11 protein-coding genes are annotated in these 13,888 nt (G+C 66.4%); 2 read left to right on the top strand and 9 right to left on the bottom strand.

Annotation, left to right across the window (positions count from 1 at the left end):
* Positions 1–18: 18 nt before the first annotated feature.
* Complete coding sequence (locus JJL56_RS28560) at positions 19–1,047, bottom strand: calcium-binding protein (RefSeq protein ID WP_200487183.1); 1,029 nt, start codon at positions 1,045–1,047, stop codon at positions 19–21.
* 531 nt (positions 1,048–1,578) lie between these two features.
* On the opposite strand from JJL56_RS28560, the gene JJL56_RS28555 reads away from it, so the two are divergent.
* A complete protein-coding gene (locus tag JJL56_RS28555) occupies positions 1,579–2,550 on the top strand; it encodes a glycosyltransferase family 4 protein (RefSeq protein ID WP_247891308.1) in 972 nt (323 codons plus the stop codon).
* Here JJL56_RS28555 and JJL56_RS28550 read toward each other — a convergent pair.
* The 8 genes from JJL56_RS28550 to JJL56_RS28515 all read right to left on the bottom strand — a co-directional run bounded on the left by JJL56_RS28550 (position 2,526) and on the right by JJL56_RS28515 (position 12,754).
* Positions 2,526–4,079 (bottom strand): FkbM family methyltransferase, encoded by a 1,554-nt coding sequence (locus JJL56_RS28550; RefSeq protein WP_200487181.1) that lies wholly within the window; start codon positions 4,077–4,079, stop codon positions 2,526–2,528. The two genes, JJL56_RS28555 and JJL56_RS28550, sit on opposite strands and share 25 nt — an antisense overlap.
* Positions 4,080–4,219: 140 nt before the next feature.
* Positions 4,220–5,449: a hypothetical protein gene (locus tag JJL56_RS28545; RefSeq protein WP_200487180.1), complete on the bottom strand. Its 1,230-nt coding sequence runs from the start codon at positions 5,447–5,449 to the stop codon at positions 4,220–4,222.
* A 39-nt stretch (positions 5,450–5,488) separates the two neighbouring features.
* On the bottom strand, positions 5,489–7,108 hold the full coding sequence (locus JJL56_RS28540) for a glycosyltransferase family 2 protein (RefSeq protein ID WP_200487179.1): 1,620 nt from the start codon (positions 7,106–7,108) through the stop codon (positions 5,489–5,491).
* Between the two features lie 7 nt (positions 7,109–7,115).
* A complete protein-coding gene (locus tag JJL56_RS28535) occupies positions 7,116–8,468 on the bottom strand; it encodes an ATP-binding cassette domain-containing protein (RefSeq protein WP_200487178.1) in 1,353 nt (450 codons plus the stop codon).
* Positions 8,465–9,253 (bottom strand): ABC transporter permease, encoded by a 789-nt coding sequence (locus JJL56_RS28530; RefSeq protein WP_200487177.1) that lies wholly within the window; start codon positions 9,251–9,253, stop codon positions 8,465–8,467. The genes JJL56_RS28535 and JJL56_RS28530 overlap by 4 nt, the downstream gene beginning before the upstream one ends.
* Positions 9,250–10,431, bottom strand: coding sequence for a glycosyltransferase family 9 protein (locus tag JJL56_RS28525; RefSeq protein ID WP_200487176.1), 1,182 nt, complete (start codon positions 10,429–10,431; stop codon positions 9,250–9,252). Before JJL56_RS28525 ends, JJL56_RS28530 begins: the two co-directional genes overlap by 4 nt.
* A gap of 44 nt (positions 10,432–10,475) precedes the next feature.
* A complete protein-coding gene (locus JJL56_RS28520) occupies positions 10,476–11,411 on the bottom strand; it encodes a GDP-mannose 4,6-dehydratase (protein ID WP_200487175.1) in 936 nt (311 codons plus the stop codon).
* Positions 11,411–12,754, bottom strand: a complete 1,344-nt coding sequence (locus JJL56_RS28515; protein ID WP_200487174.1) for a class I SAM-dependent methyltransferase — start codon at positions 12,752–12,754, stop codon at positions 11,411–11,413. Before JJL56_RS28515 ends, JJL56_RS28520 begins: the two co-directional genes overlap by 1 nt.
* A 280-nt stretch (positions 12,755–13,034) precedes the next feature.
* Between JJL56_RS28515 and JJL56_RS28510 the strand changes: the two genes are divergently transcribed.
* Positions 13,035–13,888: hypothetical protein (locus tag JJL56_RS28510; RefSeq protein ID WP_200487173.1), on the top strand; the 854-nt coding region annotated here is incomplete at its 3' end.

Here is a 13,888-nt window from a genome sequence, read left to right as displayed (position 1 = left end):
ACAACGCAGAGGTGCTTATTAGACGGCGAAGTTGCTGGCGGTCAGGTTGGTGACGCCGGCGACCGTGATCTGCGTGCCGTCCGACAGCGACAGGACGGAGTTGCCGCCGGTGACCGTGACGCGCGACGCGACCTGGGCCGCGGTGAGGCCGTAGCCCTGGACCGCGATGAGGTCGGTGCCGGCCTTGAAGTCGCCGATGACGTGCTTGCCGCCGCCGAAGACGGTGCTGAACACGAAGATGTCGTTGCCGTTGCCACCGAACAGCGTGTCGTTGCCGACGCCGCCGATGATCGTGTCGTTGCCGTTGAAGCCGCCGATGACGGCGTTGCCCGCCTTCGAGGTGTTGCCGATCAGCAGGTCGTTGCCCGCACCGCCGGCGATGGTGGTGTTGCCCGAGCCGCCGAAGATCGTGTTGTTGCCCGCCGCCGAAGCGATGGTGGTGTTGCCCTGACCGCCGGCGATCAGGTTGTTGCCGCCGGTGACCGCCAGGTAGGCGTTGCCCGTGCCGGCGCCGATGGTGGCGTTGCCGCCCGCCGCGAAGACGGTGTCGTTACCGGCCGCGAAGATCTGGTTGTTGCCGCCCACCGCGAGGATGGTGTTGTTGCCCGCACCGGCGGTCAGCACGTTGTTGCCGGCCGCGGCCACGACGGTGTCGGCGCCCGTGCCGCCGAGGATGGTGGCCGAAGCGCCCGCCACGGTGCTGGTGCCCAGCAGCTGGCCGCCCGAGCCGCCGACCAGGGTCTGGCCGGTGCCGGTGCCGGCCTGCAGAACGGTACCGGCGGCGTCGTTCGCGACGAGAACGTTGTTGTTGCCCGTGCCGCCCAGCAGGGTGGCGGCGGTGTTGGTGTTCAGCACCAGCGCCGTGTTGCTGTCGCTGATCAGGCTCAGCGTCTTCGTCGGCGGCAGAGCGTCGTCGCCGATCACGAGCGACTTCGTGTCCTTGTTCGTTGCGACGAGGCTGGTGTTCTGGAGAACCGCACCCGCTAGCGTGGACGCGGTCGAAACGTTATTGGAGATACCACCGGTGATCGTGCTCGACGTCGTCATATTTTTGGACCCCCGCCAAAGTGTCTAAAACTTTGCGCCTTATGGCATGCCTTGCGCTCGATATCATTGGTAACCCATTTTTGCAAGTGCGGAATGGAAACTGCCGATGGAATAACCACCTATGGGAAAGCAATCCGGATGGGCGATGCGCTCTACCGATAATATTTCACTTCGGTAATGGATGCCTGGCTTGCGCCGCCGCTCATCGAGAGCTGAAGAATCTCCCAAATCCATGCCGCTCCCGGCACAGGTGGGTGGATTTGTTCACCCTATTTGGCGAAAATGACGGCAGACCGGTTTCGCGCTACGCTTCGAGCGTTCCAGGAACGGTGTTCCGCCCTGCGGGACCATCCACCGTTCCCTGTTTGCAGCACCGCAGCCGCCGTGCCATTGTCCGAAGAAACATCGCCCGCGGCCATGCGTATCCTGCTGCTTTCCCGCTACAGCCCTCGGGGCCCCAGTAGCCGTCTCCGGCATTACCAATTCCTGCCGGCTCTCGCCGAGGCAGGGATTTCGGTTGCCGTTGCCCCGTTGCTGCCCGACTCCTATCTAGAAGCCCTCTACGCCGGGCGGTCGCGCCCGTTGCGCAGCATCGCCCTCGCCTACGCGGCGCGCATCCGCCAGATGACCAAGGCGGAAACGTTCGACCTGCTGTGGATCGAGAAGGAACTGCTTCCCTGGTTCCCTTACGGAGCAGAACGCTGGTTTCTGAAGTCGGCACCCCCTTACATCGTCGATTTCGACGATGCTTGGTTCCACCATTACGACCGCAGCCGCTGGTCCCTGGTGCGCCGGTTGCTCGGGCAGAAGCTTGACGCGCTGATGCGGCACGCGGCGCTGGTGACGGTGGGGAACGACTATCTCGCCGGAAGGGCCGAGTCGGCGGGCGCCCGCTCGGTCGCGATCCTTCCCACCGTGGTGGATCTCTCCCGTTATCCCGCCGCGCCGGGGCCGCGCGAGGATCTTCCGGTGGTGGGCTGGATCGGTTCGCCGATCACGGACCATTATCTCGATCTGGTCGAGGAACCGCTGCGGCGGATGGTGATGGGAAATGAGGCCCGGCTTTGCCTGGTGGGCGCCACCCCCGGCGCGCTGGGCAGTTTGCCCGCCATCCGCCAACCCTGGCGGGAGGACACGGAAACCCGGCACATCGCCGCCTTCGACATCGGCATCATGCCGCTTGCCGACACCCCGTGGGAACGCGGCAAGTGCGGCTACAAGCTAATCCAGTACATGGCCTGCGGCAAGCCGGTGGTCGCATCTCCGGTCGGCGTCAACCGCGACATCGTGGAACACGGCGTCAACGGCTTCCTGGCCGAGACCCCGGAGGAATGGGCCGGCGCGTTGCGCCGGCTCGCCGCCGACCCCCATCTGCGCCGACGGTTCGGGGCGGCGGGCCGCTCTAAGGTGGAGCGGCACTACTCCCTGATGGGCACCGTGCCGCGTCTGGTCGAACTGCTGCGCTCTGTAGCGCGGGATCAGCCGTTGACGGCCGCCAGATAGACGTTCAGAAGCCCGGAGCCCGTGTCCTGGTCGAAACGCCCGATCAGGTGGGCGGCGAAGTCGTACATTTTGTAATTGGCATGGGCGATGTAGGCCGCCTTGAGCAGCGCCGGAGCACCGAGCGCCGACAGCCGGTCGGTCGACTTTACATAAATGGCATCCGCCCACATCAGCTTGGTCCGGCTCTGCTGCTGCGGAAGCGCCGCATAGCCCGAGTGGCCGAGTTTGGTGAGATCCAGCAGCTCGAACCCGCGCTCGCGTAGGAACCGATCAATGTCGGCGAACAGGGGCTGGTCCTGATAAACCGGTTCGAACTCCACTTCCGTGTGAACGAACAGAACGCCGTCGAGCAGGCGCTCCGCCCCGCGCAGTACGTCCAATTCACCGCCCTGGACGTCGATCTTCAGATAGTCGCAGCCGTCCACCTCGGGAATGTCGTCCAGCCGGGTCGTCTCGACCTGCAGCCGCTTGACCGGCCGGCACATGTCGGCGAGCGCATAGAACTGGCGCAGATAGTCCAGGTTCGGTTCGAGCAGGGACGAGGTCGGGTCGAAGTGGTTGATCTGGAACGACGCCGGCCCGCCCTTGCCGATGAAATGGTTGAGCATCGTCACGCCGGGCTCGGCGGCGGCGCGTTTGTCGGCGGCGTCCTCCAGAGGCTCGAAGCCGATGACGCGGCAGTTCCCGGCGGCGAGGAGCGGCGCGTAGACATGGTCTTCCGACGTCAGCATCTGCGCCCCTACGTCCACGACCGTGACCGGCAGGCCGCCGACAGAATCCACCACGGTCCCGGGGAACAGGACGTTCAGGCGGGTGCTGGTCTCGGCGGACTCCACGACGCGGTCGCCGACATCCTGGCGGACATGATCCAGGGTCCTGGAAAGCGTGTCCACGCGGCTCTGGAGGGCGGCCCGTTCGCGGACGGCGAGGCTGTGCTCCCGCGCAAGCCGCAGATAGAGCGTGTGCAGAGGGCCGGAACCGGCCGGCCCGGCCACCCCGTTCCATTGACGGGCCAGTTCGTGGAACAGGGAGTCGGCATCAGCCATCACTCCCTCCGTCCCGGCCGGCTGGGATGCCGGGGCGTTGGCCGGGCTGAAGGATGCCAGCGTCGCATGCAGCCACTGGACCGCCGAGCGGAATTCGGCAAGCTCGGCATCCTGCTGGGACAGGCGGGCCGTGTTGGCGTCATAGCCGGCGGACATCCGCTCCACGTCCGCGTCCAGCCGGTGGACCAGCATCCCCATCCGGTCTTCCAGGCGACCCTCCAGGCGGCCGATGTCCGCTTGCAGAGCGTCCCGGAGCGCGGCCTGCCCAACCTCCAGCGCGGCCTGCCCAACCTCCAGCGCCGCCTGACCGGCCGTCTGCGCCGCGACCGTCTCCTTGAGCGACCCGATCTCGCCTGCCAGCCCGTCCGTACGGTTCTGCAGCGCGGTCAGTTCGTTCCGGATGGCGGTGATGTCGCCGATGAGCCGTTGAAGCTTCGGTCCGACGACCGGCATCTTCGAGATCAGGCTGGTGGTGACGCTCATAGGAATTGGGCCTTGATGTGGGAAATGGGCTTGCAGAGCCGGCCGCTCCTCCAGAAGGAGCCGCTCCCGCTTGCGCCGTTCGAAAGGCGCAACGTTATGATGTCGCCGCGGGACAGCGTCAACTACACGCCGCCGGCCCGTCATGCCATCTCAGCCAGCCAAGCGTTGGAGTACGGGGTGTCGATCTCCTTCAGGGCGAGCGTCTCTCCGGTGGAGACGTCGATCACCGGCATGTCGCCGATCAGGGCAAGCCGGTCCACCCCGGCCGCGTGGCTCAGATTGCCTTCCGCATCCCGGCTGTCGCGGTGGCGCGACGGGAACGCCTTGATTTCCTCAAGGTAGGGAAGCACCGATCCGGCCAGATCGCGGCGGACGAAGAAGGCGTTGATGCCGTTGGAGTTGGTGCCGAGGAACTCGTACCCGCGCTGTTCCGCCAGATGGCGGAGCGCGGCGATCGAGGCACCGAAGTAGAGGCCGCTGTGGTGCGCGGCGAAGCGGGTGAAGGTGGGATCGTACGGCACGACGACCGGCCGCGTGTCGCCCAGGATGGGGTTGTACTCGCAGATGATGATCGCCGGATCGACGGCCGTCACGTTCTTCCAGACCCAATAGTCGTTGCCGTCGATGTCGATGGACAGGATGCCGAGCGGTCCGCCGAAACCGTTGCCCTCCAGCAGCGTGTCGATGTTCTCCGCCGTGATGAAGGCAGGCACTGCCTTCAGATCGTGCATCCAGTAAAGCCGTTCGGCCTGCACGGTGCGCATGTGCTCCTCGCTTCCGTCCATCACGAGGCCGCGCCAGTTGCGGTTCATCAGGAGAAAGCGGCAGTTGGCCTCGTGGAAGTTCTCGACGCCGAACTCGACGAAGCGGGTGTTGGGAACCGGCACATGGGCCGCCAGCCAGTCGATGATTCCATCCTCGCCCCACTGCGAGAAGACCTTGAACTCGACATCGGCGAGGTTGCGTATCCGCTGGAACCGGGGCAGCGCGCGGCTGGCCAGCCGGCCGTTCAGGAGAAGCGCGTTCTCCATCGTGTTCAGCAGGTGATGATGGATCATGACGCCGTAGCCGGCGGCCTGGGCGGTCTGGGCAGCGATGCCGGCCAGCCGGGGCTCCAGGGCGGCGGTCACGGCGGGCACCATCGCATCGAATTCGGGCCCGATCCGCTCGGCCAGGGCGGCGACCAACGTTTCGAGCCGCTGTCCGTTCGCTTCGGCGCGCTGCGCGCTTTCCTCGGCGCGCCGTCCGGCCTCCTCGGCGCGCCGTCCGGTCTCCTCGATGCGCTGCACCGCGTCGTCCATGCGCCGCGTCCGATTGGACAGACCCCAGAACTCCCGGATCATGGCCGTCAGTTCGGATTTGATGCGCATGACTTTCTGCACGGTCGTCTCTCTTCGTCTTGTGATGAATCAGGCCGGCTGTCCGGCCGTCCGGTGCTCGAGGGCGTGCTGCACCTGCACCGCCATATCCCGGTACTCTTCCATGATCTGCTTGAGCTGGTGCATATACAGTTTATTGGACTGGGTCTTCTGTGACGCATGGACGCGGCTGCAGGCCAGCATGTCGGGAATATGGTAGGCGGTGGCGCCCGCCAGCCCCATGCGCAGCCACATCTCATAGTCCATAGCGTAGAACAGGTGCTGCTTCAGCAGCCCGCCCGACAGTTCCCAGATCCGCCGCGAGAAGAAGACTTCCGGCTGGTAGAAATAATGCCCGCGGTGCCAGGACCGCGTGAACTTCATCAGGTCGAGGCCGCTCAAAGGGGTCGGGCCGCCGAACGGCAGCGCGCAGTGGTGCCGGTACAGCTCCGCATCGCGGGTCTCCCCGATGCGCGCACACCCCCCGACCACTAGATCCGGGGCATGTTCGACGAAGGTCTCGGCGATCCGGACGAAGGACCCCGGCTCCACGAGGTCGTCGCTGCACAGCCAGTTCAGGACGTCGCCCGTGGTCCGGGCGAACCCCTTGTTGAGCGCATCCGACTGCCCCTCGTCCGGCTCGATGACCAGGGTCGACAGGTGCCGGCGGTAGCGCTCCAGGATGTCGGTCGAACCATCGGTCGAACCGCCGTCGATCACGACGTAGTCGAGGTTCGGGTAGCCCTGGCTCAGCACGGAATCGAGGCAGGCTTCGAGGAAATCCGCCTGGTTGTAGCTGACCGTGACCAGGGAGATCCGGGGCCATTCCGTCGCCTTGATGGGGAAGGGCGCGTGCCGGGAGGCCGCGGGAGGGATCATGCCGAAGCCGGCGCCGAAGGGCTCCATGTCCGGATGCTCCGCCGCCGCCGCGAGCGGCAGGACGATGCCGGGAACGGCGCCGCCGAGACCGCGCATCACGGCCAGCGTTTCCGGCACCGCGTCCAGGTCCAGAAGGACGATCAGGCCGGTCGCCCGCAGCCCGTCCGGAACCGCCATGCGGAACCATTCGAGGAAGGAGCCGGCCTGGGGGCGCCGCAGGAAGCCCGGCTCGATCCAGGCGGCGTCGGTGCCGTAGCCGGGGTCGAGCCGGACGGACTCGGCGCCGAGCGTCTCCAGAGCCGCCTGCAGCGCCTCGGCCACCGGCCCTTGTCCGACGATGCGCACCGGTTTGCCGCCGGCGGCCTTGTGGATCAGTCCGGCGAAATGGCCGGCGTCCCCGGCGGACGGCGGAGCACCCTCCAGAAGGCCGCGCAGGATCGGCAGCCGGCGCCACCAGGGCCAGGCGGCGCGGGGCGGCGCGGGGCGGCGGGACGGGGCGGGCCTCCGCAGGACCGCCGACGGATCGGCATGCCGCAGGACCGAGAGCGTGAAGCGGGGCCGTGTCCGGGGGATGCGGGACGGGAAGGGGATCGCGTCCCGCTCGATGTCCTCGTCGATCAGGACGATTTCCTCGTCGCAGATCCGCTGCAGCGCGTCGATCGCCGTGGTGTCGTTCAGCACCAGACGGAACGGAAGCGGGCCGCCCCACCCCTGCAAATCGAAAACATGCGGGGGCTGGGCGTCCGGGCGGCCCGGTCGATCGTTTGCACCCAGGGGCGGCACCGGATTCATGGGGGACTCACTCCACGTCGATGGCTTCGGCGGGGGTGGCCGCGACCGCCGGTTCGAACACTTCGAAATCGGTGTGCAGATCGGCCAACCCATAGAACTTCATCATCGGCTGATCCCAGAACACCAGGATCGGCCCCAGCTTGTCGTGCCGGTCGAGGAAGCGGCCGGCATTCTGGTCGTCGGTTCCGTGCTGCTCCGCCGTCGCCAGGGAGATCGAATATTCCCCGGGCATGACCGAGAAACGAAGCCGGAAATGGACCACCAGGGACGCGCCGGGCTTCATCGGTTCCAGGACGTGGCCGAGATTGCGCAGGCTGACGCCGAAGACGAGCTGGTTGAAGCGGTCGTAGACCTCGATCCCGACGTTCGGCTCCACGATGCGCTCGTGCGCTTTGAGCGCCAGCCAGAAATTCAGCGGCTGGGCCGAGCGGACTTCCAGGGCATCCACACCCGCATCGGTGCAGCAGCGGGCGCCGGTGATCTCCAGCCCGCCCGATCCGAGGCGGGTCTTGCGGTCCAGGATCGACTGGCGGTGGATCGTGTCGATCATTTCGCCCGGAGGCGCCGCCTGAGCCGCCTCAGCCGGCGCCTCGGCAGCCGCTTCCGACGGGCCGGCGGGCAACGGGGTGGCGTTCGCCTGATAGTAATGCATGACCGCTTCGTCCGGCGCGCCGACGAAGGTCGACCGTCCGCCGTCGAGGAGGACCGCGCGGTCGCAGATGTTCCGCACCGCCGACATGTCGTGCGACACGAACAGCAGCGTCGTGCCCCGCGCCTTGATCTGCTGGATCGCCTCGAAACACTTCTGCTGGAAGAACAGGTCGCCGACGCTCAGCGCCTCGTCGACGATCAGGATGTCCGGTTCCATGAACAGGAAGATAGAGAAGGCGAGCCGGACGAACATGCCGGAGGAATAGGTCTTCACCGGGCGGTCGAAGAAGGCGCCGATGTCGGCGAACCGCTCGATGTCCTCCATCCGCCGCTTGGCGTAGCCGGGATCGAAGCCATGCAGCTCGGCGCTCAGATCGACGTTCTGACGGCCGGTCAGCTCGACGTTGAAGCCGGTCCCGAGCTCCAGCAGGGCCAAAACCCGCCCGTTCACCCGGATCGACCCCTCCGTGGGGTGCAGCGTCCCGGTGATGAGCTTCAGCAGCGTGCTCTTGCCAGACCCGTTCCGGCCGATGATGCCGACGCACTCGCCCTTGCCGATGCTGAAGTCGATGCCGCGCAGAACCCAGTTGTCCTGATGCCCGCCGGGCCGGTCGCCGCGCAGCCAGCTTGCGATCCGCGCGCCGGCGCTGTTGTAGATCCGGAAGTTCTTGCCGAGGCCGGCGACCTCGATGACCGATGACGACGTCACAGCACATCCCTCAGATCGTTGCGGACACGGCGCAGCGTGACCAGGCCGAACGCGATCGCCCCCGCGGCCAGGGCCCCCATGAGCGCCCACTGGGACGGATCGGGCATGGTGTAGTAGAGCAGGATTGAGCGGAAGCTGGACAGGAACGGGGCGAAGGGGTTGACCACCGAGATCATGCGCAGCAGCCGCGGCGCCGCTTCCTCGGTGTAGAGGATGGGGGCCAGCCACATCATCACCTGAAGCACAACTGGAACGATCTGCCCCAGATCCCGGAAGAACAGGTTCATGCAGGCGAAAAACAGCCCGAGTCCGAACACCATGCCCAGCAGCAGGATCGTGACCGGGATCAGCCCGCCCCAGACCAGGGCCGGCATATGCCCCATCACGGTCGAGAAGGTGAAGAGGATCAGCAGCAGGATCAGGAAGGACAGCAGCGAGGTGAAGGCGGCCTTGGCGACGAACACCTCCTCGGGGATCGGCAGCTTCTTCAGGAAATGGGCGCTCTCCAGCAGGGCCGTGCTGCCGCGCCCAACGCTTTCCGTGAAGAAGAGCCAGGGGATCAGGCCGGACGTCAGGTACAGCGCCAAGCTGAATTCGGTGGAATGGTCCCCCCGCACCCGCACCGGCATGATGCCGGAGAAAACCAAGCTCATCACGGCGACCATCGTGAACGGATGGATCACGTTCCACAGGAATCCGAGCTTGGTCCCCGCATAGCGGTTCTTCAGATCGTTCAGACTGTTGCTGACGATGTAGCGGCGGTACTGGTAGAGCGCCCGTATCATGAGTCCTGGCCAATCGCCGTGGAAAGTTGCGCCGAGAAGAGCCGGTCGCCGAGTTCCTCGGCGATGCGGCGGCGGTGGGGGAAGGTCCAGCCGGGATCGCTCGCCAGCAACGGCTGGAGACGGTCCCGGGCGAAGCCGGCCAAGCGGGGATGCCAGCCGTACCGCTCCACCGTGGTCAGCAGGGACTGCGCGGCGTCGAGATAGCGGTGTTTCTGAAGCAGGCACATCTCGATCAGTTCGACGTAATAGCCGAAATGAACGGGAATGGTCTCCCCAAAGCCGTCCCGCGCGGCCACGATCCCTTCGCGGCAGGCGGTGACGATGCAACGGGCGATGTGGCCGGGGTCCTCCTCGGTCATGTCCAGCATGTGCCCGTTGGGAAGGCCCCAATAATCGAAATCGTGCGAGAAGCAGCCGAAGACCGACCGGGATTCCGACAGGAGCTGGATGTTCGGCAACGGACGGGCGGCGGTGGAGGTCGCCGCCACGGTACCGCCGCTGCCGGCACCGACGAACAGGGTGCAGGAATGGGTCAGCGCGGCGCTCTCGCGCAGCGACAGGGTTCCGCCATGGTGGGAATGCGGATGCCGCATGGACATCGGCAGATGCGTGGAGAAAACGAAGCTGGCCGAGGGCAGCTCCGCATAGACACGCTCCGCGATCTCCTGGGCGAGGTCGGGGGTGACGAAGGACTGCCCGCTCTTGGGCGAGCATTCGAAAAGGATGCGGTGCTCGTGGTTCATCAGGCCGGTCCGCCTGACGAAGTCCTCGACGCGCTGCTCCTCGTCCGCCGTCAGGACGATGACGTTCTCGATGGGCACGGTGATCGGCCGTCCATAGCTGCGCAGGATGCTCGGCCGGATCGTGCCGTCGAAGTTCTGAAAATTGTTGGGCCAGATTTGCGACAGGTACGCGCGGTCGAAGTCGTGGCGCAGCAGGCGGCGGGTCGCCTCGCGTTCGAAGACCCGCCACATGGTTTCCTGTTGCCCCCAGTCGCCGACGGGAATTTCCCAGACCGCGTCGATGTGGGGGTTGTTGACCAGCACCGGCGCGCATTGGGACGAGATCGCCCAGGTGATGTGGGCGTCCGGGAAGTCGTTGCGGATCTGGCGGGCAAGAATGGTCGTGTACAGGCAATCGCCGTTGGCGCCGAGCTGGCCGAGCAAAACGCGTGTCACTGGAAGCTCCTGTCGTCGGCGGACGGATGGGCGCGGCTGTGCCTTCAGCGCGGGGAAGCGGGGCGAAGCAACTCGACGATGTCGCTGATGTGTTTCTTAGGCCGCCGGCCAGTCTTCGCTTCCAACAGGTCGAGGGCGACGGAGAAGGCGGGTCCAGGGTCGCGAGGGGCTTGGCGTACAGCGATATGGCGGCTCCAGTCGAGCCCGTGGCGCGCGAAGACCGTCTCCACCGCCGCCCGGCCGGTCCAGGTGGTGCCGCTGGCCATCACGAAATCCTCGCCCGGAGCCTTTTCTGCAATGTCCACGGCGATGTCCATCAGCTCCGCCGCGCAGCTCCAGTCACCGTGGAAGTCCAGTGTTTCGACCTCCAGACGGAAAGCCGGGTCGGCGAGCGCGCGGTCCAGAGCCTCGGCGATGCGCGGCAGGAAATAGTTTGCTGGGCGCCGCCGGGACTCATGGTTGAAGAGGATCAGGTTTCCCGCGGCGATCCCATGCCGCGTCCGGTAATGCCGGACCAGTTCCAAGCTGGCGATCTTGCCGATGCTGTACAGGCAGGTTGCCCGGTACGGCGTCGTCTCGTCGATGCGGCCGGCCAGCGGACCGGGGAAGATCTTGGCGGAGTTGGCGTAGATCACCCGCATCGTAGGGCTTCTGGTGCGCGCGTGCTCCAGCACGGCGTGCAGCGACACCGTATTCACCGCCGCCATCGCTGCCCACACCGGCTCGTAGGCGAAGCCGGCCGGGCCGTGCACTGCAGCGGCGTGGAATACAAGATCCGGAGAGCATTCTTCCAGCAACTGGCCGAGGGCGGCCAGATCCTGGAGATCCAGCCGCTCGTAGGTCAGGCCGGATGCCGGTGCGACGTGGCGGCAGGTCGTGTCGCGCGCTGCCCCGATCACATGGTATCCGCGGCGCAGCAGAGCTTCGGCCAGGAAGCTTCCATCCTGGCCGTTGACCCCGAGGACCAGCGCAGTCGGCATCAGCCGGCGGCCTTTCCGTCCAGCAGCAGGGCGGTCAGCATCTCCGTGCTGGTCGCCGCTGAGGCGAGTGCGGCCTCGTAGTTGTGGCGGTCCACCACCTCCACCGTGGGTAGCGGGAACAGCATCTTGGTGCCGTTCATGATGGCCTCGCGCTCGCGCTCCAGGAACTCGCGCTTGAAGTGCCAGGGCAGCACCAGATAGTAGTCCGGCTTCTGCGCCCGCGACTCCTCTTCCGAGACGATCGGGATGTCGGTGCCCAGCGTGCGCGCCCCCACCTTGCCGGGGTTGCGCTCGGCCGCGCAATCGACCAGCAGGCGGTTGATGCCGTACCACTGCAGCAGCACGTTGCCCTTGGTCGAGGCGCCGTAGATGTGCACCTTGCCGCGCCGCGCCTGGACGTCGAAGAGGATGCGGTTGAGCTCCTCGCGCAGCGTCTCGATGCGCTGCTGGAAGTCGCGGTAGGGCTTGTCGGTGTCCAGCTCCATCTCGAACTCCTGGATGCGGAGCCGGTGGAGGAAGGCCTTGTCCTCGGGCTTGCCGTAGGACAGGTTGGCGGCGTGGGTGGCGTAGCAGCGGATGCTGCCGCCGTTGATGTCGTTCAGCTCGGCCTTGAAGATGCGCAGCCCCGCCTTGGCCGCGATGGTCTCCAGCACCGACAGGCTGTAATACTCCAGATGTTCGTGGCACACCGTGTCGAACGAGTTCTGCACCAGCATCAGCGGCAGGTACGACATCTCGAAGACCCAGACGCCTTCCGGCTTGAGCAGCCCGGCAATCGCCGAGGCGAAGCCGACCGGGTCCTCCAGGTCGTAGAACATGGCGATCGAGGTGACCACGTCCAGCCCGCCCTTGGGCAGCACCGCGAGCGCCTGCTCGGAGGGGAACACCGTGTTGACCACGGTGGCCCGGTCGGCGATCTCGTTGGCGATGTCGGACGGATCGACGCCGTAGCGGGTCGTCCCCTCGGGGTAATGGAACAGCAGCGTGCCGTCGTTGCAGCCGATGTCCAGAACCGTCGGCGCCGGCCTGCCGATCAGCTCCATCACGCTGTCGACGATCCCGTGCAGGTGGTTACGCATCGTGGCGTTGGTGCCCGAGCGGTACCAGTAGTTGGCGTACAGGATTTCCGGCGGGAAGCTGTGGGCGAGCTGGAGCAGGCCGCAGGCGTGCTCGTCCTGGGTCACGTCGCAACGCACCAGTTGCGTCGGCAGCTTGCGCGTCGGCGGCATCAGCACACCGGGCTTCACGAAGGAGCCCTGGAGATACTGGTCGCCAAGGTCGATCACGGGCTTGAGCTTGGTCGAGCCGCACACGCGGCACGTCTGGCGGTAACGCGGATGCAAGCGGACCTCTCCATGGTGTGGTGCCGGACCTTCCCACCGGATACGCGAATGGGGTCACGACGGCTACGCTCTTTAGCGCAAGCCACCTTCCACCCGCAAGTGAAACGGACTTGCATTGCACCTAAGCAGCCGCTCTATCGGAGCGCCGTACGGTGTGTCGCGGCGTTCCATTTGCGCTTGTTTCTCCATCGCGACCGCTTATAGAGTGCCGCCGCTTTTTCGGCTCTTCGGGACCGGCCTCCCTCATCCACCGGACGAAGCCGCGCTTTTGGAGCCCTTCATGACCAGCCCCGCCCGCTCTTCCCGTCCCGACGCCACGCCGGTCACCGTCTCGGAACGGAGGGACGAGGCGCTTCCGATCCATTTCTTCACGATCGTCCTGAATGGGGAGCCGTTCATCCGCTATCACGAGCGGGTGTTGGCGGAGCTTCCCTTCGACTGGCACTGGCACGTCGTGGAAGGCGTGGCGGCGCTCAAGCACGACACCGCCTGGAGCGTGGCGTCGGGCGGCAAGGTTCTGGACAGCGTGCACGACCAGGGGCGCAGCAACGACGGCACCTCGGCCTACCTGGACGATCTGGCGGCGCGCTTCCCCGACCGCGTGACCATCCACCGCAAGCCGCCGGGCGAGTTCTGGGACGGCAAGCGCGCGATGGTCAACGCGCCGCTGCCCCACATCGCCACCCCCGGCCTTCTCTGGCAGATCGACGCCGACGAGCTGTGGACGGCGGAGCAGATCCGCACCGTCCACGCCCTCTTCCAGGCCAACCCCAAGCGCACCGCCGCCTACTACTGGTGCGACTACTTCGTCGGGCCGGAGCGGATCATCGCCACCCGCCACAACTACGCCCAGAACCCGCAGCAGGAATGGCTGCGCACCTGGCGCTTCGAGCCGGGCATGAGCTGGGCCGCCCACGAGCCGCCGGTGCTGGTCGACGCCGCGGGCCGGGACCTCGCCCGGATCGACCCCTTCACCCAGGACGAGATGGAGGAGGCCGGCGTCGTCTTCCAGCACTTCGCCTACGTCACCGAGGCCCAGGCCGCCTTCAAGGAAAGCTACTACGGTTACAAGGACGCCCGCGCCCACTGGCGGCGCCTGCAGGAGGCCGCCGGGCCGGTGCTGCTGCGCGACTA

It is taken from the genome of Azospirillum aestuarii (genome assembly GCF_016632405.1).
GTDB lineage: Bacteria > Pseudomonadota > Alphaproteobacteria > Azospirillales > Azospirillaceae > Azospirillum > Azospirillum aestuarii.
This window is presented reverse-complemented; position numbering and strand designations above follow the sequence as displayed.